Origin of the sequence: Pseudomonas sp. B3G-3 (genome assembly GCF_028640915.1) — a bacterium.
Taxonomy (GTDB): domain Bacteria; phylum Pseudomonadota; class Gammaproteobacteria; order Pseudomonadales; family Pseudomonadaceae; genus Aquipseudomonas; species Aquipseudomonas chlororaphis_I.
Genome location: NZ_JAQZAB010000125.1, coordinates 1 through 25,210, shown reverse-complemented (window position 1 = coordinate 25,210; position 25,210 = coordinate 1). Strand labels below are relative to the sequence as shown.

The window sequence follows — 25,210 nt, the reverse complement described above, 5'->3', positions numbered from 1 at the left end:
CCCGCGCCTTTCAGGTGCGCGGTGCCGCTTGAGCATAGACGCTGTAAATGCCCATGCCGCCGCGAACCACAGATTCGTTGCTCCCTGTTCAACCACCGAGCGCCCGCACCAGCACAGCCTGGTTCTGCAACTGCGCGGTCTTGATCCGCGACAGCGCGTTCTGTGCCGTGAGTTCGACCCGCTGGGCCTGCAACACATCGAGAAACGGCGCCTCGCCGGCGGCCCAGGAGCGCTGGATCTGCTGCGCCGCCGAACTGGCCTGCGCCGCGGCACTGGCCAGATGCTGCTGGCTCTCGGCATTGCGCCGGGCCGCGGCGAGGGCCGACTCGACTTCCGCCACCGCGCCGAGCACGGTACGGCGATAGCCGAGCAAGGCCTGGCGCCCCTCGGCATCGCGCAGTTCCACCACCGCGCGCCGGCGTCCGCCGTCCAGCAGCGGCACGCTGGCATTGATACCGGCCAGCCAGAAAGTCGAGCTGGCCAGGTTCGCGGCACTGACACCATCGACCAGCGAGCCCAGGGCCGCCGACAGGCTCAGGCGCGGCAGCAGGTCGGCCTTGGCCACCCCGACCCGCGCGTAGGCAGCGATCAGCCGGGCCTCGGCGGCACGGATGTCGGGACGCCGACGCAGCAGGTCGGCCGGGGTGCCGGCAGCCACCAGATCCACCTCGCTCAGTTGCGCCGGGCTGGCGGCGAACTGTTGGTACAGCGCCTCGCTCGGCTGCGCCAGCAACACTGCCAGGCGGTGCAACGAGCGCTGCCACTCCAGTTGCAGGGCCGGCACCTGGGCCGCAGTGGATTCCGACTGGGAACGCGCCCGCAGCAGATCGGCCTGCGGGCTGCTGCCCGCCGCATACAGCTGCTCGGTCAGTTGCAGGGTGCGGCTCTGGCTCTCGGCGTTCTGCCGCACAATGCTCAGGCGCTCTTCCAGCCCCCGCGCCTGGGCATAGGCCTGCACCACCTCAGTGACCAGCGCCACCTTGACCCCACGCGCCTCTTCCGCGCTGGCCTGCAGCTCGGCATCGGCGGCCCGCACGCCTTCGCGAATCCGCCCGAACAGGTCGATCTCCCAGGAGGCATCGAGACCCAGGCTCAGCGGCTCGGTAATCAAGGGGTCGCTGAACCCGGCCTGGTCCGCCGAGATCCGTTGCCGGGCGGCGCTGGCCCCCAGGTTCAGCTCGGGGCTCGCGCCGGCGGCCGCGACGCCGCGCAAGGCACGACTGGCATCGATCCGCGCCAGGGCGATCTGCAGGTCGAGGTTTTCCTCCAGCGCCCGCGCCACCAGGCGGTCGAGCAAGGGGTCGTGGTACAGCGTCCACCATTGCTCGGCAATGCCCGCCGCCGGTATTTGCGGCGCATTGACGAAACGCCCGGCGGGCGCCTCGACAGCCGGTGGCAAGGTCGGCGCGGCGCAGGCCGCAAGCAGCGCCGCGGTAAAGGCCAGGGCGGGAAAACGCAGCAGGTTATTCATGGACCACTCCCGAAGCAGAGACGCTGGATGGGGCCTGCAACCGCCGCTCGCCCCCGGCGAGACGGCGGATCAGGACATAGAAGATCGGGGTGAATAGCAGGCCGAACAGGGTCACGCCGATCATGCCGAAGAACACCGCCGAACCGACCGCCTGGCGCATTTCCGAACCGGCGCCCTCGGACAGCACCAGCGGCAGCACACCGAGGATGAAGGCCAGGGAGGTCATCAGGATCGGTCGCAGGCGCAGGCGACACGCCTCCACCACGGCATCGACGATGCCCTGCCCGTCCTGCTCCTGCTGCCGCGCCACCTCGACGATCAGGATGGCGTTTTTCGCCGCCAGTCCCACCAGCACGATGAAACCGATCTGGGTCAGTATGTTGATGTCCAGGCCCATCAGGCGCACGCCACCGGCGGCGGCCAGCAGACACATGGGCACGATCAGCAGGATCGCCAGCGGCAGGCTCCAGCTGCCGTACTGCGCGGCCAGCACCAGGTAGACGAAGATCACACAGAGCGGGAATACCAGCAGGCCCATGTTGCCGGCGGTGGTCTGCTGATAGCTCAGGTCGGTCCACTGGTAGGTGATGCCCGGTGGCAGGGTTTGCTCGGCCAGGCGCTCCATGGTTTGCAGGGCGAAGTCGGAGCCCAGCCCGGGCAAGGTGTCGCCGTTGATTTCCGCGGTCGGGAACAGGTTGTAGCGTGGGAAACGCTCGACCCCCAGCGACTCGTGCAACCGCGTGACGCTGGCGATCGGCACCATGTCACCGGCCTCGTTGCGCACCTTGACCCGCGCCAGGTCCTCTGGCGTGACCCGGTACGGCAAGTCTGCCTGGGCCGTCACCCGATAGGTGCGGCCCACCAGGTTGAAGTCGTTGATGTAGGTCGAGCCGAAATAGGTCTCGATGGCCTGGTTGATCTGGCTGCTGGGCACCCCGAGCATCTCGGCGCGCTCACGGTCCAGCTCGACGAACACCTGCGGCGTACGGGCCGAGAACGGCGAGTAGACACCGGTCATGCCCTGGGTCGCATTGGCCGCGGCGATCAGTTGCTCGGTGGCCTTGGCCAGGGCCTGGCTGCCCAGGCCGGCACGGTCCTGCAGGCGCATGGAGAAGCCGCCGGTGCTGCCCAGGCCCTGGACTGGAGGCGGCGTGGCGACAATCACCGACGCGCCGCTGACCACTTTCAGGCGCTCACGCAGGTCGGCGGCGATCTTGTCCGAGGTCAGGCCGCGCAGCTTGCGCTTGGACCAGGGCTCGAACACCGGCGCCAGGCCGGACGAGTTGGAAGAGCTGGTACCGGTGACCATGGAGAATCCGGAGAACGTCGGCACCCGATCGACACCCGGCACCTGCAGGGCGATGGCTTCGATCTGCCGGGAAATCTCGTTGGTGCGTTCCAGCGCAGCGCCTTCCGGCAGTTGCACGATCACCACCAGGTAACCGCGGTCCTGGGCCGGAATGAAGCCCTTGGGCGTGGACACCAGCAGGTAAGCCGTGGCCGCGATCAATACCGCGTAGATCGCCAGCATCAATGGAGTCCGCGCCACCAGCCCCCGCACGCTGCCGGCATACCCCACCGAAAGCTTGAGGAAGCCGCGGTTGAAACCTTCCGCTGCGCGCGTGAGCCGGCCGGCCACACCGCGCCGTGGCGCCTGATGCGCCTTGGGGTCGTGGCGTCGCAGAATCATTGCCGCCAGCGCCGGCGACAGGGTCACCGAGTTGAACAGCGAGATCGCCGTGGCCACCGCGATGGTGATGCCGAACTGACGGAAGAACTCACCGGAGATCCCCGGAATGAACGCCGTGGGAATGAACACCGCGCAGAGCACCAGGGTGATCGCCACCAGCGCGCCACCCATTTCCTGCATGGTGATCAGCGTGGCCTGCAACGGGCTCTTGCCTTCGGCCAGATGGCGCTCGACGTTTTCCACCACGACGATGGCGTTGTCGACCACGATGCCCACCGCCAGCACCAGGCCGAACAGGGTCAGGTTGTTGATCGAGTAACCGAGCATGGCCATGACCGCGAAGGTCCCCACCAGCGACACCGGAATCGCCAGGATCGGGATGATCGACGGACGCCAGCCTTGCAGGAATACCAGGATCACCAGCACTACCAGGATCACCGCCTCGTAGATGGTCTTGCCCAGTTCGCCGATGCTGTCGGCGATGAACGCGGTGGGGTTGTAGCCAATGCTGTATTCGATGCCTTCGGGGAATTCCTTGCTCAGGTCCTGCATGGTCTGCTCGACCACCTTCATGGTGGCCAGGGCATTGGCGCCGGGACGTTGCAGCACCTGTAAGCCGATGGCCGGATGGCGCAGGTAATAGGTGTTGTTGACGTAGGCCAGGCCGGCGATTTCGGTGCGCGCCACATCCTTCAGGCGCACCAGGCGCCCGGCGCTGCCGGACTTGATGACGATGTTGTCGAAGTCCGCTGGCTCTTTCAGGCGGCCTTCGAAAATCAGGTTGGGCTGGAAGGCCTGGGACGCCACCGGCGGTTGCGCGATCACCCCGCCCGCCACCTGGGTGTTCTGCGCGCGCACCGCGGCAATGATGTCCGCCGGCGTCAGATTGAAGGACGCCACGCGCTCCGGGTCGAGCCAGATGCGCATGGAGTATTCACGGGCGCCCAGCGGATTGATGTCACCCACACCGTCGATGCGCTTGAGGGTATCGGCGACGGTCCGGATAGCGAAGTTGGAAACGTAGAGCTGGTCGTAGGTGCCCTTGGGCGAGGAAATGAAGATGGTCGACAGCTGGGTCGGCGACGACTTGCGCACCGACACGCCGCTGCGCTGTACCGGCTCCGGCAGGCGTGGCGTGGCCAGGGCCACGCGGTTCTGCACCAGCACCTGGGCCTTGTCGACATCGGTGCCGCTCTTGAACGTCACGGTCAGGTTGAGGCTGCCATCGGAGGTCGCCTGGCTGTACATGTAGAGCATGTCCTCGACGCCGTTGACCTCCTGTTCGAGGGGGATCGCCAGGGTCTCGGCCACGGTCTGCGCCGACGCGCCCGGGTAGGTCGCCTGCACCACCACGGTGGGCGGCGCGATGTCCGGGTACTCGGACGTTGGCAGGATCAGGTAGGCCAGGCCGCCGACGATCATCAGCACGATGGACAGCACGATCGCCAGCACCGGCTGTTCGACGGAGATTTTCCCCAGGTTCATAGCGGCGCTCCTTCGCTGGCCGAGGCCTTCGGCGCCAGCGCCAGGGCCTGCTCGCTGGCGGTCGCGGTCTCGCCGACGCGCACCCGCTGGATGCCGTCGACGATTACCCGGTCCTCGGGCAGCAGGCCGCTGGCGACTTCGCGCAGGCCGTCATGCAGCTTGCCCAGTTGCACCGGACGCAGTTCCACCTGGTTCTGCGCATTGAGCACATAGACCACCTTGCGCGTGGCATCGACGCTGATCGCCGTGTCCGGCAGCAACAGCGCCTGATAACTCGGGCGCCCGGAGAACTGCACACGCCCGAACTGACCCGGGCTCAGGCGCAAATCCGGGTTGGCCACCCGGGCGCGCTGGCGCAGGGTGCCGGTGGACGGGTCGAGGCGGTTGTCGATGAAGTCCATGCGCCCGCTCAGGGTCGGCTCGCTCTGCCCCGGCAGGGCGATGCGCACCGGGTTCTGGCCCGCGGCGCCCTGCTCCTGGCGGCGGTACTTGAGGTAGCTCTGCTCATCGATATCGAAGTAGATGTCGATGGGGTCCAGGGACACGATGGTGGTCAGCAGGGTCGCATTGTTGTTGCCGCCGTTGACCAGGTTGCCTTCGCTGATCAGCTTGCGGCTGATCCGCCCACTCATGGGCGCGGTGATGCGCGTGAACTCCAGGTCAAGCCGGGCATTGCTCAAGGCGCCTTCGGCGCTCAGGACTTCGGCCTGGGCCGCCTGCCGCGCCTGCAAGCGTTGGTCATACAGGCTGCGGGCAATGGTCTTCGATTCGATCAGCACCTTGGCCCGGGCATACTCCTGCTCGGCCAGGGCCAGCTGCGAACGTACCTGGGCCAGCTTGCCCTGGGCCTGGACCACCGCGGCCTGGAAGGAGCGCGAATCGATGACGAACAGCAGGTCGCCCTTCTTGACGATGGCGCCGTCGGTGAAGGCGACCTTTTCCAGGTAGCCGCTGACCCGCGAACGCACTTCCACCGAATCGGTCGCCTCGAAACGTCCGGTGAAACTGTCCCAATCGATGATCTGCCGGCTCACCGGCTGGCTCACCGAAACCGTCGGCGGCGCAGGCGGGGCCAGTACCTGATCCGGACCGCAGCCGGACAACGCCGACAGCAGCGCCAGGCTGACGGCCGACAACGCGGCAAACTTCATGGGTTTGGATTTCATCGCAGATAATCCTGGTTTCATAACTTTCTCCGGGGTTGGCGAACAACTTTGCAACCCAGTTTTCAGCCACACAAAAGAGTCGGCCGCCTACTTTCCAGCAGCGGCCGCTTGAACTTGAAACTTCAGTTTTGCGTCGAGCCCGCGCTCAGTGCGCGGTTTCTTTCGACAAAGGCGCCGGACTCCTCGGCCTGCACGCCGACCACGGAAGACAAGGCCAGCAAGGTAAGGAACAGGGCTGCGGATTTTTTCAGGCTGAACATGACGGAGAACCTCAGTGATATTTAAGTTGAGCGAATTCTCCGTCTTTGAGAAAAAAGATAAATGCTGCGCAGGGGAAAAGAATATTGAGTCGAAATCATGAATCGACACTTTATTAGTTCAACAAAAAACCACTCACAGTTTGACGCGAGAGATAAATGAATATTGGGTAAATAACTAATGACTGGTACTCACGAATACCTCGTTAATAACCGGTCATCTCCAGGTAACCGCTGCCGGAATGGCTGCCGCTCAACTGCACCGGGCCTTCCCAATAAGGAATGCGCAGGTTCATCCAGGCCTTGGGGTTGAGTGCCTCGGCATTGATATCCAGGCCGTGGCCGGGAATGCGCAGATGCCAGCGGGTGGGCAGCGTGCGCCCGGCCACCTTGGAGTCCGTCAGTGGGGTGAGCTGGATATCGTCCTTGTGCAGGGTCTGGGTGTGGCCGTTGGGCTCGATCCAGGTGCCGGTGATGTAGGGCGGCTTGTGGTTTTCCCGCACGCGAAACAGCATCAGCCGCTCGCCGCTGTCCAGGTGCAGGGAGAACCAGTCCCAGCCGCTCTGCCCGGCCCCCAGGGGCTGGCTGCTCCATTCGCGGTCGAGCCAGGCCGGGCCGCTGACCTGATAGGTCTGGCCGTCGATCTGCAGGCTGCCGCTCGCCTGGAAAAACGGCTGGCTGTAGTAATAGGACGCCTGGCCCTGCTCGGACTTGCGGCTGTAGCCGCCCTCGCCCTGGAGCACCAGGGGCCGGTCGCTGCGCAGCTGCAAGCGGTAGGCGAAACCCGGGCCGCTGGCCTGCAATTGCATATCGGCCAGCGGATCGGCTCCGGCGGACTGGCTGGTAAAACTCCAGTCGTCGATCCAGGCCTTGAACGGCTGCACCGTCACCCCGGCCTGCCCCACTCCGCCGCGGGCATAACGTTCGGCGGCGTGATGGCTGTTGGCCGAGGTGGCGGCGGCGTGACCGAGCCAGACATTGGGTGCCTGCCAGCCGGGCTGGTCGGGCTCGGCGCGCAAGGCGCTGCGAAACAACGTCCACTGCACGCCGAAGCGCTGGCCGTCGCTGGCCTTGAGGTCGGCGGTGAGGTACCACCACTCGATGCGAAAACCGTCATGCACGCCATGGTCCGCCGGGAAGCTGAACACCCGCCCCGGCACCACCTGGGTGAACGCCGCGGCGTCCTCGCCCAGGCCGGCGAAACCTTGCGCCGGCTCGTCGCCCTTATCGCAGCCGCACAGGGCTGACACCAGCAACAGGCCAAGCAGCCGTTCAATCTTCATGGGCGAAAGTCCTGAGCAGATCCGCCGGCTGGCTGCGATACAACCGCAGCAACGGCCAGGCCGATGCAAGCAAGGTAGCCAATACCGCCAGGGCCAGCAGCTGCACCAGTTGCAACGGGAACACCCGCAACGGCAGGCGCCAACCGAAGGCCTGGACGTTGATCACCGTGTCCAGGCACCAGGCCAGGGCGATGCCCAGCGGCAGCGCCAAGAGCAAGGTCAGCAGTGCCAGCAGCCAGGTCTGCCCGAGGTTGAGCAGCATCAGCTGGCGCCGGCTCACCCCCAGCGCCCACAGCGGCGCGAGCTGGCCGAGGCGGCTCTGGCTCTGGGTCAGCAGGCTGATAAACAGCGCCACGCCGGCCACCCCCAGGGTCAGGCTGTTGAGCGCGGCGGTGGCGGCGAAGGTGCGTTCGAATATCTGGCTCGACCAGCCCTTGAGCTGCGCCTGCTCGACGATGCGGCTGTCGTCGAGGCCAAAACGCTGCTGCAAGGCGCTTACCAGCGGCGCCACGGCGGACGGCTCGATGCGCAGATTAAAGCGGTTGGGCGTCAGTTGCGGCCAGTGCGCCAGCAGGTGCTCGGCATTCACCAGCAGATGGCCCCTGGGGTTGCCGTAGTCGGCGTAGATCGCCACCACTTGCGGCGCCCACTGCCCCACCGGCACGGGAATCTCCAGCCAATCGCCCAGCCGCACCTTGAGCCGGCGCGCGGTCTGTTCGCTGAGCATCAGCGTGTCGGCGCTGGCCAGTTGGGTCCAGGGCTGCTCGCCCAGGGCTTCGAGCAAGGGCCAGTGCTGGCGGTAGCTGGCATGGTCGATCACCCCGTACAGGTCCGCCGGCCAGCCTTGCAGTTGCAGCGCCACCTGCCGGACGGGCAGCACCGCGGCAATGGCAGGTTGTTCCGGCAACCAGCCTTGCAGCTCCCGCGCCTGCGCCGGGGTCTGCGGATTGATGTACAGCTCGGCGCTCAGGCGTTGCTCGAGCCAGTCGGCGAAGGTCTGGCGAAAACCGGCGGTCATGCTGCCGGCGCCGATATTGGCAGCCAGGGCCAGCAGCAGCGCCATCAACGCCAGGCTCAGGGCCGGCAACTGCTGCCGGCAATCGGCGAGAAACCACTGCCCGAGCACCGAACGGCTGCGCCCGAGCAGCGCGCTGAGCAACCCGTTGAGCAACACCGGCAGCCCCAGGGCCGCCCCCAGCAGCAAGCCCGCCATCAGGACAAAACCGCTGCCCAGGCTGTCGCCCCAGATCCAGGCCGCGCCCGCCAGCGCCGCCAGGGCCGTCGCCACCCAGGCCTGACGCCGCAGCCAGCGCGCATACGCCTGGTGCCAGGCCTGGGGATCGGCCAGCGCCAGCAACGGCAAACGCGCCGCCCGCAGCAAACTGTTGGCCCCCGCCAGCAAGGCGCCGAGCAAGCTCAGGCCGATCCCGCCCAACCACCACCAGGGGCTCAGGCTCAACTGCCCCGCCACTTCGGCGCCATACAGGCCGCGCAGGCTGGCGGCGACATCCGGCAACAGCACGCTGGCCAGCAGGTAGCCGCTGAGCACCCCGGCCAGGCCGCCGAGCAAGGCCAGGCCACCCAGTTCGACACAGAGGCAGACCATCAGCATCCGCGCGCTGACTCCGCAGGCGCGCAGGGTGCGCAGCAGGCCGCGCCGCTGCTCCAGGGCCAGGCCGATGGCCGCGTGCACGATAAACAGGCCGACCAGGAACGACAGGAAACCCAGGGCATCGAGGTTCAGGTGAAAGCTCTCGGTCAGGCGCGCCAGATCGTTTTCCTCACTGCCGCGCTTGAGCACCAGCAGGCCCTTGAATGCATCGGGCAAGGCCGGCGCGCTGGCGGCGAAATCCGCCGGCAACAGCAGCCGCGAGAGCTGCTGCGGCAAGCCCAGCAGCGGCTGGGCAAAACCGATGTCCACCAGCAGCAGCCCCGGGGCCATGTCCGCCTGGCTGTGCAGCGGCGGCAGTGGCTGGCCGCTCGCGGTGGTCGGCCGATCGCCTTCGCGATAGCCGAGGGCTTGCAGGGTCTGCGGGGCGATCCAGGTGCTGCCCGGCGGGCTGACGAATTCGACCATTTGCGCGGAATCCAGCACCTGGCCGGCGACCGCCGAACCGGCCGGCAGCGACAGCGGCTCGATCCCCAGCAATTGCAGGCGCTGCTGTTCATGGCCCTTGAGCGTCAACCGGCCTTGCACCACCGGCGACACCGGCCAGCCGGCCCGGCGCAGGCCGACGAACACGTCCTGGGAAAACGGCGCGCCATTGGCCGTGGCCAGGCTGGACTGGGGCGCGCCGCCGATCAACTGGCTGGCCTTGGCGTAACTGTCCCGCGCCTGACTGTTGAGCGCCTGCACCCCGGTCAACAGGCTGGTGGCCAGCCACAGCCCGGTCAGCACACTGAAAAACTGCACCGGGTGCCGCCGCCAATGGCTGAGCAGCGCCCGCAGGCTGTGCCAGAAAACCCGCACCTCAGTGCTCGCCCGCGCCGGCCAGACGCCCGCCATGCAACAGCGCGATCCGCCCCAGGCGACTGGCCACGCGCTGGCTGTGGGTGACCATCAACAGGCTGGTGGGGGTATCGGCCAATAGCTCCAGCAACAGCTGCAGCACGTCGTCGCTGGTGGCTTCGTCGAGGCTGCCGGTGGGTTCGTCGGCCAGCAGCAGCCGTGGTTTGCCGGCCAGGGCGCGGCCCAGGGCCACCCGCTGTTGCTGGCCGCCGGACAGTTGCTCCGGGTAGCGCCGCAGCAGATCCCCCAGGCCCAAACGCTCCACCAACTGCGCCTGCCAACGCTCATCGAAACGCCCGGCCAGCCGCGCCTGGAACCCCAGGTTGTCCTCCACCCGCAGGCTGCCGATCAGGTTGAACTGCTGGAACACCAGCCCGACTTCGGTCCGCCGCCAGTTGGCCAGCTGGTTTTCATTCATCCGCTCCAGTTGCTGATCGCCAATGCGGATGCTGCCGCGATCGACCTTGTCCAGGCCGGCGATCAAATGCAGCAAGGTGCTCTTGCCACTGCCCGACTCGCCCATCAGCGCCAGGCTGCCGCCCTGCTCCAGGTGCAGGTCGACCCCCTGCAACACCGTCAACGGGCCCTGGGGCGTGGCGTAGCTTTTGCAGACGGCTTGTACATCGAGCATGGGCGGGCTCTGGCAGCGGAAGGAAGGCTCAAGGATAGCGCTTGTCAGAGCATGAGGGTTTGCGGTGCATCACCCAGGGTTCGACCTGCGTCCGGACAACCCGGCAAGGACTCAATGAACTCATATCTGGCTGCTATGCGGTTTTTGTACAGACGCTCCTGATACACCCGCTTTGCCTGCAGCCCCCACTCATCATCTCAGCAGCATTTGAGGGACTGATACTCGTCATTTTCGGGCGCCTTCAGGCCGCAACGCTGCTCGGTGGCATTGGCGAAGCGACGCAGCAGTTCGATGGCACCGTTGCGCGCCTCTGTCGAGAGGTCGCTCGAAAGATGACGGGCCTCTCCCACCAGATCCGATCGAATCCTTTCATACACGGCCAAGCCTTCTGGCGTGGCGCTGATTGCCACCGCCCGGCCATCGGTCACGTCCTGGATACGACGCACCAACCCCTGCTTGCCCAGCGAGTCGACCAGCCGGCTCGCGTTGCTCTTGTCGAGGAAAAGCTCACTGGCCAGAGACTGCACACGAACGGGCCCGGCCTTGATCACATGCTCAAGCGCATAGCATTGGGTGACGGAGAGGCCTTCGCAGCAACTGCGGTCCCGGTCACGGAACTGGTAGACCCGAACCAGGTGACTGAGTGCCTCATAAAGCGCCTCTGCATCCTGGTCGATCTGGTCAATTTTTGGCATAGCGGACGACTCGAAATTTCGGGAACTCAGGCAGATAGCACCTTAGCAGGCATAGCGACAATCATTTTGGATATAAGCATGTCACAAAATTGTTTCTTAATTTTAGTTGCGGGCCGCAACGTATTTTGCCACTGTAGGTTCCCGGAAAGGCCATGAGGCCGCTCAGTTACAGGCTCCGGTAACGCTAGGGGGTGCAGGGATGTTGACGCAAGTGCTCAGGATTAAAACGGGGCCCTGGCTACGAAGCCTATGGAATAGCGCTTCCATTCCTCTGCCGGTCGCCATGCTGCTAGGTGCGATTTTGCTCCCCCTGCTTGGAGGCGCAAGCAGTAGCAGCGTCTTTGAAACGCTCAGCAAAGGCTTCGGCAATAACCTTGGCTATTTCGCCATTGTCATTCTGAGTGCGTTCTTTATTGCAGGCTGGATAGCAGCGCGAGGCAGCGCCTCGTTTGGCAAATTTGGCGTATCGCTTTCACCCTTGCTGGGCGCCGGGATGGTGTGTCCCGACACGGCCTATGCCTCTCTGGCTCCGATAGCCGGAAACCACAAGAAGTACATCGCGATCGGGTGCTATTCGGGATTCAAGCTGCTGATGCCTGCCGGCCCGCTGATCATCGGCATCGGATTAGGGGCGAACACTCATGACCCGAGATTCCTCTATCTGGGGCTGCTGCTCACCGTTGTCACCTGGATAACCGGGTCGGTCTGGACCTATTGGACGACTCGGACGGACTTCCCAGCGGCCAATCGTGCAACCGGCGCTGCTACGCCTCAAGACTCGGTTGCCAAAGTGATCATGCCTCTGGCGGTATTCTTCGTACTTCTGATCAGCGGATATGTGATGCCGAAGAACCAGCATCCGGCTATCGAGTTCTTTACGACGCCGGCCGGCGCACTGATCGCCACCTCATTGCTGATTGCGTTGAACAGCAAGCCTGGCGAGGTCCAGGATCTTCTGTCCAAGGCCATGCGCAGGACCAGCTCGCTGCTATTCACCATCGGCTGTGCCTCTGCACTGGGCCTGGCACTGGGCAAGGTGCTTCCAAAGGAACTGCTTGAACACACGCTCGCCACTTCAGGCAGCTCCACGCATATTCTCGTTGGAGTGTTCGTGTTGGCTGCCATTTTCAAAACATTGAATGGCTCCTCGCTTGCAACTTTTGCTGCAATTCCACCTGTTCTTACTCCCCTCTTGGCATCCAGTGGAGTGGACTTGATGAGCATTACCTTTGCAGTTTGCCTCGGGTCTTTCATCGCCATTCTCCCCAACGACAGTTACTACTGGTTGGTCAAGTCAGACGCTTTTCCTGAATACCCCACGGGAAGATACATGCGCCTGATTACAGCGGGTTCAGCTCTGCAAGCATTGGCGGGCCTCGCCACCCTGTTGCTGGTATCGCCTTAACTTCGAATCCAACTTCGAATTCTTGCAACACCCACAGTGGCTCTCGCCACCGAATCGTCGCGCCTGAACTCAAGGAGAAAGAGAATGAAATACTTGGTCGCCAGTACATTTGAAGGGGGATATCAGCCGCTTAATGCGATATCTGCAACCACGGCTCTACTTGATGCAGATATTGATGCGCAGTTGATCGATATCTATGTAGAGGGCCTCTCCGTTGAGCGGTTCGGCGATGCCGATCTCGTCTTCATCTGCGTGCCGCTTTTCGATTCGCTGACCGCCGGCACCCAGTTGGCGAAGACCCTGAAAGAAGCCAATCCGGAGCAGAAGATCTGCTTCTTTGGGCAGTACGCAACCATCAACGCAAAGAGCCTGGCTGCCAAGTACGGTGATTACGCGATCGCGGGTGAGTGGGAAAAACCCATCGTCAGCCTGGCAAAGCACCTGAATGGGGAGCAAGAGCAAGACTTGCGCGGAGTCATCGATCGGACCCGAGGCCTTTCCAGTGAGATCGTCGTCCCCCAGTTGATCCGTGATGGATTTCGTTTGCCGAGGCGAGACCTGGCACCTCCCCTTCACAAATACCCGCAGCCCCAGCTGGAAAAGCTGCTGGGTAGAAAAGCCATCGTGGGTGGGGTCGAGGGCTCCCGCGGCTGCCACCACAAGTGCTCTTACTGCTCGGTGTACGCAGCCTATGACGGCAAGGTCCTGCTGGTCTCCGATGATCTTGTTGAACGGGACGTAGCGAACCTAGTCGCGCAAGGAATGACTCACCTGACCTTCACCGATGCTGACTTCTTCAATGCCAAGAAGCACGGCCTGAAGATCATCCGCGAGCTGCATTCGCTGTTTCCCGAGCTGACGTACGACTTCACCACTCGGGTGGACCACATCCTGGAAAACAAGGAAGCCATCGAGGAAATGGGCCAGCTAGGCCTGGCCTTCATCACCACCGCACTGGAGTTCCCCAAGCAGGAGGTCCTCGATCAGGTCTTCAAGGAGATGGATGTGCCGATGATCGAGGAGGCTTTGGCGTTCTTGAAAGAGGCCGGGGTCAAGGTCAACCCGACGTTCATCACGTTCAACCCTTGGGTAAGCCTCGAGGACATGGCCGAACTCCATGATTTCATCGCCCGGAACGAGTTGGAGAACATCGTCGACCCGATCCAGTTCGAGACCCGACTGCACCTGTACAAAGGCTCACCGCTGCTCGACAACGCCTCGGTCAAGGAGCTGAAGCTGGAGGAGCACGAGTTTCACTTCGACTGGCAGCACTCGGATTCTCGCCTGGACAAGCTCTTCATGGACTCGGTCACGCCCCCCGAAGAAGGTGTATTCAAACGCTGCTGCCTGAAGTGCTAAGGAGATAACCAATGTCTTCACTTTCCCTGCTCCAAGCGGCCCTCAGACTGGCCAATCAAACAGAGGGTTTCCAGGCACCGGGTCACATTGCCTGGCGAGCTCACACGGAGTCCCTGAAGAGCGTCCTGGCGGACGGCAAAGACACCCTCTTCATCTGCCCTGAGCCTCGTCGTCACGAGTTCACAACGCAGTATGGCCAAGCTCAGGGTAGTGCCTTCAGCCCAGGCGTAAATAGCGCTCAGGGCAGGCCAAACGGAACCGACGACACGTCTGCCACGTTCTCAACCATCTACTGGGAAGGGTTCAATGCCGAGCCCGATTTCAGCCACTACGCGCAGTCGATCTATGAACGTCTGGAGCGACAGGGGCGCCTGGTGTTTCCCGCCATTCTGGCGGATGAGCAAGCCGATTCAGTTCGCCCCTTTGTCGTCGAGGGGCTGGAGTGCCGGACGGCGATAACCGAGCCCCTTGTTGCCGAGAAGCTCTGTGAGGTTGGCTTCCATGGCATCACCTACACACTGGCCTCTGAAGTGCCCGTCTGCATTCAGGACGGCATCGAATACCGCCTGTTTACTATCAGTGCCTATAAGGGCAAAGCCGGCGTATGTCTCGACCAGGGGCATGCCGTTATCTACAAAGGTCCCTGGAAGCACACGGTCGACGACGATGGCCATACCTATCTTCGCGGCGTGCGTACCGCAGTGTGCGAGAAGACCTTCAATCTGCTGATGAGCCAGCCCTATCAAGGACAGTTCATTCCAGTGCGTTGCTACGTTGAGCCGCCGTTGGAAAAGAGTGGCTTCTTCGACTGCAACACACCCTCCATCCGGGACCCCAAAGTCACCAAAGGGCTTCTTCCTATCACTGGCTCTGCCGAAGAATCGTGCTGTGCCGATGGTAGTTCGTGCTGCTAAACGGGAGATATGAATAATGGCTTCTGCACTTGAAAACAAAATCATCGCGGACTACACCGAGGCGCTTCGTCAGGGCAACGTCGTACTCGAATCGCAGCTCAACGAGAGCTGTTGCAGCGAGGCCTACGGCGCCCAGTACCTGAAGAACATTCCAAAGCGGATCATCGAGGCCAACTTCGGATGCGGCAACCCGACCCAGTATGTGCGCGAAGGCGATGTGGTCCTGGACCTGGGCTCCGGCGCCGGCCTCAATTGCTACGTTGCAGCGCAGATCGCGGGCAGCAAGGGCGCCGTTATCGGTATCGATATCAACCCGAGCCTGTTGCAGATTGCCCGAGGCGAGGCGGCTGCCTTTCAAGAGGCAACCGGTAGTGCCCCGCTGCAGTTCCACAGGGCATCGGCCAGCAATCTGAAGGTTGACCAGGATCTGGCTGAAGAGCGCCTGCGCACCGAGCCCTGCACTGACTGGGCATCGTGGAAAAACTTCGAGCAATTCGTCAGCGACAGCGCCCAGGCCCATCCACTGGTGGAGGACCAGTCCATCGACCTGGTGATCTCGAACTGTGTGATCAACCTGGTCGGAGAAACTGAAAAGCAGAATGTCTTTGCCGAGATCTACCGGGTCCTGAAACCGGGAGGACGCTTCGCAATCTCTGACAACGTTTCGAACGTCGCCATACCTGACGAGCTGAAGCTGGACACCAAGCTGTGGTCGGCCTGCTATTCGGGTGTGTTGCAGGAGCAGGCGTTTTACCAGCAGCTTCAAGACGCCGGCTTGACGGGGATAAACATTGAAGCGAGGAACGACGCGTCGACCAAGCGGATCGGCTCCGTTCAGTTCTACTCCGTCACGGTCACGGGCACCAAGCCGCAGGTTCGCAAGGGTCATCCTTTGACCGTGATCTACCGCGGACCTGCTCGCGAACTCACCGGTGATAGCGGCAAAGCCTATAAGCGCGGTGTGCCCACCGAACTGGCTTGCGAGGATGCCTACCTTTCTTCGCAGAACTCGGTGTTTGTCGTGGAAGGCCATCAGCCCGAACAGATCAAACCCAAGTCCTGCTGCTCGTAACGCTGTCTGCGGCTACAGCTAGCTGTAGCCGCGTCCCTCAATCGCTTACCTTCTCAGGGCCTTGCAGATGAGTACTTCACGGAAAATTTTGGCTGAAACGCTCGGTGCCGCCATTCTGCTATGCACCGTTGTAGGGTCCGGAATCATGGCGCAACGCCTGGCTAACGGTAACGATGCACTCGCGCTCCTTGCCAATGCTTTGGCAACGGGGGCCAGCTTGTACGTACTGATCGTTTGCTTCGCCAGCTTTTCGGGAGCGCACTTCAATCCCGTGGTGTCGGTTGTCGACTACCTGCGTGGAGGGCTGAGCGCCAAGCTTCTAGGCCCCTATATCGCGGCACAGACGGTGGGCGCGATCCTTGGGGTTTTCGCTGCGCACCTGATGTTCGAACTGCCGGTGGTGGAGTTCTCCCAACATGTCCGCACCGGGCCTTCGCAATGGTTCAGCGAGTACCTGGCAACGTCTGGATTGGTCCTCACCATCCTGCTGTGCGACAAGTACCACAAGGCGAAGGTGCCGCAGGTGGTGGCCGCCTACGTGGTGGCCGCTTACTGGTTCACCTCATCCACAAGCTTTGCGAACCCCGCGGTAACCCTTGCCCGATCGTTCACCGATACGTTTTCAGGGATTCGCCTATCGGACGCGGCGCCTTTCATCATTTCGCAGTTCTTCGGTGGCCTTACGGCGCTCTTTCTGGCGAGATTTCTCAGTGGAAACGCTACCGCCCTCGAGGCCTCGCAACCTGGGCTTGACGACCAGAAACTGCCAAGCCGATAAGGCATGTCACTATGGCCTCTCAGCCCGCGCGCCCCGCTCCCGGGCTGACTTCATCCAGGCCTACAGCTCCACGTATCCTCTCGCCTCGCTGAACGCGACGATTTCTCTCGGCGGCGTCACGGTATTCAGCGGCTTGCGCCAGTAACCAACACCATGCCATTGCCCATGCTTGAAGCCCACTTCGGGATAGGTGCCGATATGGGTGAAGCCCAGTGCTTCATGAAGACCGACACTGGCGGCGTTGGGCTGGGCAATGCCGGCGTAAGCGGCATGGAAGCCTTGTTGCTCGAGGATCGGCAGGAGCCGCTGGTAGAGTGCGCGGCCAATGCCACGGCGGTGTGCCGCGGGGTCGATATAGACCGTGACATCCACCGACCAGCGATAAGCCTCCCTGGCACGATGCTGACTGGCATAGGCATAACCAACGACCGCGCCGTCCAACTCCGCTACCAGATAGGGATAAGTCGCCAGTGTCGCCTCGATCCGCCCCGCCATCTCCTCGATCGTTGGCGGGATGAGCTCGAACGAGATGACCGTATCCGACACCATAGGCGCGTAAATTGCCTGAATGGCCGGAGCATCGGCCGGCGTCGCTATCCTGATCTTGCCCATCCTGTTTTCTCCTTGCCGTTGCTCGTCATATGCCGTGTGAGCTGGCGAATCTTATCGGTTTCAGGTCCGATGCAGAGCATGGGGGCGGACAATCCAAAGCGACTTGCCTTGCATGGCCCCAGGACGACGACGTTATAGAGATCAGCAGCCTCCAGGACTCGGCCGAGCTTACTGCACCGGCCAAGCATTCATCGGCAACAAATTCTGTGCATGGTTCAGGCCAATACGCCGGTCGTGTTCATCGAGCATCTGCGTCAACAGATCCAGCCGCGCCCAGGGTTCGACCTGCGCTCAGCGGTGTCGAAGGCAAAACGGACTGTTCGAACCGCGGATGGGCAGTGGCTGCCCATCCTGGCTAAAAGCAACCCCATGGAAGTGACTGCGGCGCCGCGGCGGCCTGCTGGGTGAACCCTGTCCGGCGTAGCGTCGTTCCCGCAGGCCTGCTCCGCGAGCGAGCCCTTGTCGGTGGTCGTTACTTCGGTTGCTCCACGACCCGCAGATAGGGCTTCAGCGTCTTGAAGCCTTGCGGGTATTTCTTCCTGGCGTCCTCGTCGGATACCGAGGTAGGAATGATCACATCCTCGCCCGGGCGCCAGTTCACCGGGGTGGCGACGGTGTGCTTGGCATTCAGTTGCAGGGAATCGAGCAGGCGCAGCACTTCATCGAAGTTGCGCCCGGCGCTCATCGGGTAGATCAGCATGGCCTTGACCTTCTTGTCCGGGCCGATGATGAACACCGAACGCACGGTGGCGTTGTCCACGGCGGTGCGCGCGCCGCCACTGGCATTGGGGTGGATCATGTCGTAGAGCTTGGCCACCACCAGGTTTTCGTCGCCGATCATCGGGTAGTTGACCGCATGCCCCTGGGTCTCCTGGATGTCACCGACCCAGGCCTTATGGTCGCTGACCGGGTCGATACTGAGCCCGACAATCCTGGTGTTGCGCTTGTCGAATTCCGGCTTGAGCCTGGCCATATAACCGAGCTCGGTGGTGCACACCGGGGTGAAGTCCTTCGGGTGAGAAAACAGGATCGCCCACTTGTCGCCGATCCACTCGTGGAAGTGCAGCGGACCTTCGGTCGTGTCGGCAGTGAAATCGGGTGCTTCGTCGCCAATGCGGATTGCCATGGTTGGTCTCCTTGCAGTGACTGGGAGGGGTAATTGTCAGGGAACTGACGGCTGTTGCGACGGCGTTCGGGTACGCCGTGAACCTGTCGGCGCGAATCAGTATAGGAGACGCGCCAGGGCCGGGTGAGCGCAGACAAAAAAGCCCGGCAGTGCCGGGCTTTGGTCTCGGGTCCGCCTTCAGAAGCGGTAGTTGGTGCTCAGCTCCAGAGGCCGCGGCGCCGGTAACGTTCGTCGCAGACGTGCCGGCTGAAACCTTCGAGGCCCCAACCCATGAACCAGCGCCGCCCCTATCGACCTGGGGTGACGAACTATTAGTATTGCGCCCCTTTTCTTCATCGCAGGACGCAAAGATGAATTACACCCAGGCCCAACTGAAATACCGGCTGTCCATCGCCGCAGGCGCATTGCTGTTTACCGGCGCCTTGATCTCCACCGTGTTTTCCACCCTGAAAATGCTCAACTGGCGCATGAACAGCTACAGCGACGCCGCGGCGCTCCTCAACCGCCAGGTCAAGGACTTTGTGTCCATGGTCCACAACAACACCCGGCCCCTGGACTGGTTCTGGGACAACAGCCCGACCCCCGACTTCATCCACCTGAGCAACCCGCCCCACTGGAAATTCCTGGTGATCTACCTGCTGATCTTCGTCGGCGCGGCCCTGTTCACCTGGGGCCGGACCCTGATGCGCAAAGTCGAAGAAGTCGAACCGCTGATCCAGGCCCGCCTCAATGCGCCAGCAGAAGAAGGTGTCGCGGTCATGACGTTGCAGCAACTGGAGGAGTCGACTCCGGTGGAAGCCGTGCCGTCGCTCTTTTCGCAGGTTCGACTGCTTTGTGTGCTGCCGTTGGGGATAGGTGTGGTTTATCTGGGTGTGTTATGGATGTTGCACATTCTGTAAGCCTAGAGGGTGTGGCGCGAACTCCTCTGTACTTGGTGATAGATGCCCTTGGGTTGTGCCAATCAAGGAGACCTTTTCGGAGCTTTTCTAACTCACGAAATCGCCACGAGAGCAAAACCACAAAGTGATCCATATGTTGCAATGATCATAATCGGCGGCAAACTACTAGAAACGGCCGCTTGGAAGGGGGATAAAGGTTGCCCTCCTTTTTTCGATTTCTGGTCATCAACGGTGGGATTTATTCGTCCCCCACTGCTTCTACCAACTCATCTAATGATCCCAGAACCTTTGTACCGAAGCGCTCAGCATGTGGCCGGATGATGTGAGTCATATAGCGGTCGGCTCTGAAGAACGATACGTAAGGGACATACGTAGCATGAAGGGCATCAACGAAATCGCTATGAGACATGGCGCGTGAATTTTCTCCAAAGGAGTTACGCACGGATGAATAAAGAGTACGTAAACAGGTTGATAAACCGGGGCAGTATTGATCTACGAGCCCCACGTCATCACAGACAGATTCACCAGGCAACAACGATCTAATAAGCCGATTCACTATTTGGAGCAGACTCGCCTCATGTATTTTTGCCCAGTGGGCACCGCTAATCGTACTCAGCGCTTTTTTTCTTTCCTCAAGCGGCATTTCAGAAAGTCGTCCACGAATGTCGCTGACATGGCCTTGCATGGTATTGAGAAGATCTCTTGCCGGTTGGCGTACCCAATCACCGACCGCGCCAAGACGGCCATAATGCTCAGCGAACCACTGCATCATGTAACTTGGATCCCTCAAACTCTCAAGAAAAGCTGCATCGGCCTCAGCTCGTGTTGCATGTCCTAGAACGTATCGCTGTAGTACACGTGCGTCGCGAGGTCGCATAGGGACTTTGTCGGTCAGCTCTTGATGATCCATGCGCCCATGAAGTCTCTCGAAATTTGACCGAATAGCCCCATTTTTGCTGATCATTGTGCTTTTCAGCATCCTTCTGGCCTTGCGGTTCATGGCAGCATCTTCGGCTTGCTGTTGGACGACAGCTTCAATATTGAGATCATCCAAAGGACTGATGATCGAGCCAAAATCAGGAAACCATTCTCCATTGGTATCTATGGCTGCAACCGGCAAGGCAGATCTCATTACAAGCCTTTCCAGCTCGGATCTGATTAATCTGTCGAATGAAATCATTGCGTTACGGTGGCATAGCAACGAGAGCAAGGATGTTCGCCGGGTCGCGGCATCGGCGTGATTTTGAGCAATGGGTGACATCTCTGAAATATGCACTCCAGAGAACGCGAACATTACATCGGTATGTTTGTTCAAATACAGCAGCTTTTCTTTCAGTCCTGTCAGCCTCTCGTCGAGTCTGGGCTCGCTCAGAATCGAATAATCGTTACTGTCGAGGTAAACAACCTTTCTATCTGACATTCTCGGCTCCACCATTCTGTAACCCTGGGTCGCTCTTAGTTTCACCTACATCCTGACAATCCACAAAGGACCGTTTGCGACCGTTCATGACTGAGGCAATCGACCGAAAGCGACTACGCGATCAGTGCTGCTTTCCTCTATTGCGGAAACTTACTAACGCTCAGGTTAAGTGCCGAGCTTAGTCCGTCCCGAGTGAGAGAACTTAAACCTTTTGTTAGTCACTCTCAATCACTCCACCTTTTATCAGCTTTAAACCTAAGCCATCCAATACACAAGGTAGAAACGTACCCATTATCATTGTGGCAACGTCTTTTGCGAGAGTGGCAATATCGTTACTAGCTAACTCCCCTCTATGCACAACGGCATTTCTGCTACCTTGCAGGGAATTAATTTCTTCCCAGATTGTTTTGGTATGCCCTTCAATTTTAAACGAATTGAAGTCAATACCCCCATACTCTCCAAGAATACGAACTAGCAGGGGTTTAAATCTATCAACCCCATTATGCTTAACTGCGAGGTCTGAAATCAGATCTGCAACGGAATCATTGTGAACAAGCCCGTATATTACAGGCTTTAATAGTGCAAGCTTTAGACCAAGCTCAATTGCGGTAGTAAAGAGCACAAGGGCAGAAGATGGTGAACTGCCCATAACTTCGCGGGCCTCGCGAAAGATTAGCACAGCATTTATGGCCAGATTTTCATTATTCACATAGTAAGATCGTAAACGATCAAATGTGAACTCATCAATTGCCTGCCCTGATATTTCATCAACTAGTCCAGAGTACCACTCATCACGCGCGTCCTCGTCTGGAGTGTTCATATCTGTCCTTGAGCCTTCATAACGTTTGGTTAAGGGGCGGGAATTAGCCCGTCCCGATGAGTGAGAAAAAAGTTTGAACCAGTTATTAATGATTATCCGCCAACCAAGATTCGAAAGTTTCCGCGGCCTGACTGGTTAGTAACTTCTCGAATATTTCTTTTTCACCCAAGTACAGACAATGCCTGATTATTGTGTATGGATTTAGCTTATCACTTGGATATGCATCTTCGAAAAATTCTTTATACTTCTTAATTTTTGATATATTCTCTCTCATATAGAAATTGAACTTTCCACGACTTATGTCTGGCTTTAGGGAAACAATTTCCTCCGTAAATCCATCAACCTTATGCGCTTCAAAATCGAATTCGTTGAAAAAGTGATGCGCAATCTTCAAAAAGCTAAATGCATTTAGGGGCGAAAGTTTAAATCTTGGAGGCGCTTCCCCAGCTTCAATCTGATCAGACTCTCTAGTGATCTGTTCCTGAGGGATATCCTCTGCCTTTATGCTTTCTTCAGTGGCATTTCGAATCTCTCGAAACTCTCGGTCTGCAACCTCAAATAGAGCGGCTAAAGAATTGATTCTTCGCTTGAGGTTAATAGGTATAGATTTTTTGTACTTAATCTTGTGATCCAAAACACTCCATGAGTCTTGAATTATCGTGCGAACCTGAACCTCAAACCCCAGATCAACAAACTGTGAATATTCAGGTAGCTCTTTTCGCTTTTCATTTAGCTTCAGGTCTAAATGCAAGCCTTTATAGCCGAATGAGTTTTCGGTATTCTCAATCTGAGCAATTTTATCTGTGATATCTATAACTTCAAAATGCGAATTCAGAAGGGCTTTGATTTTTTCTATGTCGTCTTCATATAGACAAACCACGCGCACACCAATTAGATCGGTAATATGATCTAATATCCGATACTCTTGACTGTTAGCTTCAAGATCCGCCCTATATTTTCGATTAAACTTTTTAATACACTCATCCCTGTCCTTTATGCGACCCTCTATCTTTGAAACAGCTATATCACTCGAGCCTCTGATTAGAGAATCAACCAAGGTTATAAAGGATTTTTTTGCTCCATCCAGAAGTCCGTGATTCCCATTGTAATAATCACGAAAATCTTGTTTTTCAACCTCAAAATCTAGAGATGGCATACATTCTCCTTGGCAGTCTAATTATAAGTAGATACCTTAATGTCTCCGTCGATTGTGCCTGACAACGTTCCTTGTCCATGCCTAACTCCCTGTCCCGCTTGAATGTCGCGCCAGAAACGCGAAATCAGGGGAGAAGCAAAAAGCGACATGGGCACATTACTGACGCCTTAACAACGTGTCAGTGGCCCGTTTTTGGCGAAAAGCGGCCATCCACGAAGGGCCGCCTCTGGTCAAAAGCGGTCTCTCATATATGCCTGCAAAGCCAAGGCCGTTCAGTTCCTGAGTTACATATTCATAAACATCATTCGAAGCAGAGCACCTCAACTGACAATAGCCGCGATTTGAACTCTGCGCAGGGAATAGGGTTTTCCATTAACGCGTAGGTAGTATTCCGCAAGAGTCCCAGATCCCTGTTTTTTACCTCACACCGAGGTCCCTCAAGCTCTAGGTGGATAGGTCCAACGCAAACAGGTGCACCAAGCTGGTGTAATTACGCCCCACCACCGTCCCTGCTAACGCCCCGACACACCCACTCAAACATCCCCACCAACGCACGGTTGCGCCGTTCAGGCGTCGCCCCTATAGTTCGCCCTCGCGGCAAAATCCGCGAACGACCTTGGCCGGTCGAATTACAACGACGCATCAGCGTCCAAACACCATTGCAGACGCTTTTTTTGTGCCTGCGATTCTGTGTTATGGCGGCTGTGTGCGGGACACCTTCGGGTGTGCCGGTGTCGTTGTAAACCGGTCGGCCAACCCTCACACAGCTGCCACCCTCAATTTGCTTGGCCGCAAATGGTGGAAGCTCTACAACGAGTAACGACCATGGACGATCAATCGATTTCCCGCTTCACCCCCGTCGATACCCACGACGCCGACGCTCCCGTTTTCTACCTCGATACCGACGCCCCTTTGAGCGATCTGGCGGCTAGCGCAGCCCATCGTTTCACCGTGGTGCGCGACCTGATGGACAGTCTGTCCACGCTTAACCTGAAAGATATTTCCGACTGCGATCTGGTGCGGGTAACCCGAGGCGTGCATCTGCTGACCCGGGAAGGGTGTGCGGTGCTGGAGGTGATTCAATGGCGCACGGCGCAGGAGCCCTGAGCGCTATTGAGCCTGGGAGGCTGTTTGTAGCCGCTGCCGAAGGCTGCGATCGGCTGCGTAGCAGGCGCACATCCGGCCTCCCGGATTTATCTGTTACACCGCGTGGCCAGGTTTGGCGGGCGCTTCGCGCCCGATCGCAGCCTTCGGCAGCGGCTACAGGGAGCGTCCATTCCATAGCGACGCGCCCTCTGAATGACACGCCCCGAAACATAACTCCAGACACACAATTCAACCTGCGCTATTATGCGCCTGGAGTTATAAAGCACCTCTCACCCCAATAAGGAGATGGAGGTGCAAAGCAGACAGTTGATCAAGGAGCTTGAAGCCGCAGGCTGGGTGCTGGAGCGCGTTACCGGCAGCCATCATCTGTTCAAGCATCCCTATCGGCCCGAGACCGTTCCGGTGCCTCACCCGAAGAAGGATCTGCCACGGGGGACGGTCAGGGCCATCCAGAAACTGGCCGGGCTGATATAGCCCTTTCAGCCTTCGCACCTTTTGAGGAGATCCCCGTGCAATATCCCATCTGCATCGAGTGGGGTGACGAGCACACTGCTACCGGCATCCAGATTCCTGATATTCCTGGGGCGGTAACCGCCGGCGACACCTTCGAGGCCGCGTACAGCGCCGCCATCGAGATCGCCCACGTCATGCTCGAAGAACTGGCCCGCGAGGGGCAAGCCATTCCCCTGCCCTCGCCCACCGGCACGCACCGCGCCAACCCCGACTTCGAGGGGATGGGCTGGGGCATGCTGGATATCGACATCACGCCTTACCTGGGCAAAACCGAAAAGGTCAATGTGACCCTGCCGGGCTACGTGATTCAACGAATCGACCGCTTTGTACGGGAGCACAACATCAAGAGCCGGTCGTCTTTCCTGGCGGATGCGGCGATGGAAAAGCTGGGGCGTTAAGAACCGAGAAGCCCCCTACGCACAACCCCGGACGCGAGGCCGACCGGCAGGCCGCCCCGCGTTGCTTTGGCTTTTGATCTGAACGCTATGGTCCGAGATCAAAAAAATTTCGCCGAAACGGCTTGAGTTTCGACACGGTTGCTCGTTCCGGTGGGGCGGGTAGATCAAAATGCGCGCCCTGCCAGTCGGCGCTAAACCTGTAGCCGCTGCCGAGCCCTGGCGAGGCTGCGATAGGACCGAAGGTCCTCCAGCGGTCTCAAGATCCTGCGCCCGCTTCGCGGTCGATCGCAGCCTCGCTAGGGCTCGGCAGCGGCTACAGAGACTGCATTCTCAGCCAGGCCGGCCGGCAGGCCGCCTCGCGTTGCTTTCGCTTTTGATCTGAACGCCCCGTTAACCACGATGGCCGAACGCAGGTATTGAGCCGTGGGTAACCCGGCAGGGATG

The 25,210-nt window shown here is 60.0% G+C and carries 22 protein-coding genes; 9 read left to right on the top strand and 13 right to left on the bottom strand.

Annotated elements, in window-relative coordinates; all coding sequences use genetic code 11:
• Positions 1-88 precede the first annotated feature (88 nt).
• From PVZ80_RS26335 to PVZ80_RS26300, 8 genes are all read right to left on the bottom strand, one after another.
• Positions 89-1,471: an efflux transporter outer membrane subunit gene (locus PVZ80_RS26335; RefSeq protein WP_009048175.1), complete on the bottom strand. Its 1,383-nt coding sequence runs from the start codon at positions 1,469-1,471 to the stop codon at positions 89-91.
• Positions 1,464-4,646 (bottom strand): efflux RND transporter permease subunit, encoded by a 3,183-nt coding sequence (locus PVZ80_RS26330; protein WP_273864781.1) that lies wholly within the window; start codon positions 4,644-4,646, stop codon positions 1,464-1,466. The genes PVZ80_RS26335 and PVZ80_RS26330 overlap by 8 nt, the downstream gene beginning before the upstream one ends.
• The gene (locus PVZ80_RS26325) at positions 4,643-5,833 is read right to left on the bottom strand and encodes an efflux RND transporter periplasmic adaptor subunit (RefSeq protein WP_009048173.1); all 1,191 of its coding nucleotides are present in this window, start codon (positions 5,831-5,833) and stop codon (positions 4,643-4,645) included. The genes PVZ80_RS26330 and PVZ80_RS26325 overlap by 4 nt, the downstream gene beginning before the upstream one ends.
• Before the next feature lie 101 nt (positions 5,834-5,934).
• Entirely contained in the window at positions 5,935-6,072 is a 138-nt protein-coding gene (locus PVZ80_RS26320) for a hypothetical protein (protein WP_016705072.1), read from the bottom strand.
• 203 nt (positions 6,073-6,275) lie between these two features.
• Positions 6,276-7,352, bottom strand: a complete 1,077-nt coding sequence (locus PVZ80_RS26315; RefSeq protein ID WP_273864780.1) for a lipocalin-like domain-containing protein — start codon at positions 7,350-7,352, stop codon at positions 6,276-6,278.
• Positions 7,342-9,858: an ABC transporter permease gene (locus PVZ80_RS26310; protein WP_273864779.1), complete on the bottom strand. Its 2,517-nt coding sequence runs from the start codon at positions 9,856-9,858 to the stop codon at positions 7,342-7,344. The genes PVZ80_RS26315 and PVZ80_RS26310 overlap by 11 nt, the downstream gene beginning before the upstream one ends.
• Positions 9,824-10,492, bottom strand: coding sequence for an ABC transporter ATP-binding protein (locus PVZ80_RS26305; protein ID WP_124336311.1), 669 nt, complete (start codon positions 10,490-10,492; stop codon positions 9,824-9,826). Before PVZ80_RS26305 ends, PVZ80_RS26310 begins: the two co-directional genes overlap by 35 nt.
• 197 nt (positions 10,493-10,689) lie before the next feature.
• The gene (locus PVZ80_RS26300) at positions 10,690-11,187 is read right to left on the bottom strand and encodes a MarR family winged helix-turn-helix transcriptional regulator (RefSeq protein WP_009048168.1); all 498 of its coding nucleotides are present in this window, start codon (positions 11,185-11,187) and stop codon (positions 10,690-10,692) included.
• Positions 11,188-11,386: 199 nt separating this feature from the next.
• On the opposite strand from PVZ80_RS26300, the gene arsQ reads away from it, so the two are divergent.
• From arsQ to PVZ80_RS26275, 5 genes are all read left to right on the top strand, one after another.
• Positions 11,387-12,592 (top strand): arsinothricin export permease ArsQ, encoded by a 1,206-nt coding sequence (arsQ, locus tag PVZ80_RS26295; protein WP_273864778.1) that lies wholly within the window; start codon positions 11,387-11,389, stop codon positions 12,590-12,592.
• Between the two features lie 84 nt (positions 12,593-12,676).
• On the top strand, positions 12,677-13,951 hold the full coding sequence (gene arsL, locus PVZ80_RS26290; protein WP_273864777.1) for an arsinothricin biosynthesis radical SAM protein ArsL: 1,275 nt from the start codon (positions 12,677-12,679) through the stop codon (positions 13,949-13,951).
• An 11-nt stretch (positions 13,952-13,962) separates the two neighbouring features.
• Positions 13,963-14,865, top strand: a complete 903-nt coding sequence (locus PVZ80_RS26285; protein WP_273864776.1) for a methyltransferase type 11 — start codon at positions 13,963-13,965, stop codon at positions 14,863-14,865.
• Positions 14,866-14,881: 16 nt separating this feature from the next.
• Positions 14,882-15,937 carry an arsinothricin biosynthesis methyltransferase ArsM gene (arsM, locus tag PVZ80_RS26280; protein ID WP_053268628.1) on the top strand — a complete coding sequence of 352 codons (1,056 nt, stop codon included), beginning with the start codon at positions 14,882-14,884 and terminating at the stop codon, positions 15,935-15,937.
• A 67-nt stretch (positions 15,938-16,004) separates the two neighbouring features.
• A complete protein-coding gene (locus PVZ80_RS26275) occupies positions 16,005-16,715 on the top strand; it encodes an aquaporin (RefSeq protein WP_009048163.1) in 711 nt (236 codons plus the stop codon).
• Between the two features lie 60 nt (positions 16,716-16,775).
• On the opposite strand, the gene PVZ80_RS26270 is transcribed toward PVZ80_RS26275, so the two are convergent.
• Positions 16,776-17,327: an arsinothricin resistance N-acetyltransferase ArsN1 family B gene (locus PVZ80_RS26270; protein WP_028682904.1), complete on the bottom strand. Its 552-nt coding sequence runs from the start codon at positions 17,325-17,327 to the stop codon at positions 16,776-16,778.
• Positions 17,328-17,799: 472 nt separating this feature from the next.
• Entirely contained in the window at positions 17,800-18,453 is a 654-nt protein-coding gene (locus PVZ80_RS26265; protein ID WP_101282099.1) for a peroxiredoxin, read from the bottom strand.
• Between the two features lie 350 nt (positions 18,454-18,803).
• Between PVZ80_RS26265 and PVZ80_RS26260 the strand changes: the two genes are divergently transcribed.
• Positions 18,804-19,352, top strand: a complete 549-nt coding sequence (locus PVZ80_RS26260; protein WP_273864775.1) for a YniB family protein — start codon at positions 18,804-18,806, stop codon at positions 19,350-19,352.
• Between the two features lie 238 nt (positions 19,353-19,590).
• Here PVZ80_RS26260 and PVZ80_RS26255 read toward each other — a convergent pair whose 3' ends face one another.
• The 3 genes from PVZ80_RS26255 to PVZ80_RS26245 all read right to left on the bottom strand — a co-directional run bounded on the left by PVZ80_RS26255 (position 19,591) and on the right by PVZ80_RS26245 (position 22,748).
• A complete protein-coding gene (locus PVZ80_RS26255; protein WP_273864774.1) occupies positions 19,591-20,772 on the bottom strand; it encodes a hypothetical protein in 1,182 nt (393 codons plus the stop codon).
• 214 nt (positions 20,773-20,986) lie between these two features.
• Positions 20,987-21,592, bottom strand: a complete 606-nt coding sequence (locus PVZ80_RS26250) for a hypothetical protein (protein ID WP_273864773.1) — start codon at positions 21,590-21,592, stop codon at positions 20,987-20,989.
• A gap of 85 nt (positions 21,593-21,677) precedes the next feature.
• Positions 21,678-22,748 (bottom strand): GTP pyrophosphokinase, encoded by a 1,071-nt coding sequence (locus PVZ80_RS26245; protein ID WP_273864772.1) that lies wholly within the window; start codon positions 22,746-22,748, stop codon positions 21,678-21,680.
• A gap of 825 nt (positions 22,749-23,573) precedes the next feature.
• Between PVZ80_RS26245 and PVZ80_RS26240 the strand changes: the two genes are divergently transcribed.
• The 3 genes from PVZ80_RS26240 (at position 23,574) to PVZ80_RS26230 (ending at position 24,766) form a co-directional block, all read left to right on the top strand.
• Complete coding sequence (locus PVZ80_RS26240; RefSeq protein ID WP_273864771.1) at positions 23,574-23,855, top strand: hypothetical protein; 282 nt, start codon at positions 23,574-23,576, stop codon at positions 23,853-23,855.
• A 291-nt stretch (positions 23,856-24,146) separates the two neighbouring features.
• Complete coding sequence (locus PVZ80_RS26235; protein ID WP_009048155.1) at positions 24,147-24,329, top strand: type II toxin-antitoxin system HicA family toxin; 183 nt, start codon at positions 24,147-24,149, stop codon at positions 24,327-24,329.
• A 35-nt stretch (positions 24,330-24,364) separates the two neighbouring features.
• Positions 24,365-24,766, top strand: a complete 402-nt coding sequence (locus PVZ80_RS26230) for a type II toxin-antitoxin system HicB family antitoxin (RefSeq protein WP_007923747.1) — start codon at positions 24,365-24,367, stop codon at positions 24,764-24,766.
• Positions 24,767-25,210 lie beyond the last annotated feature (444 nt).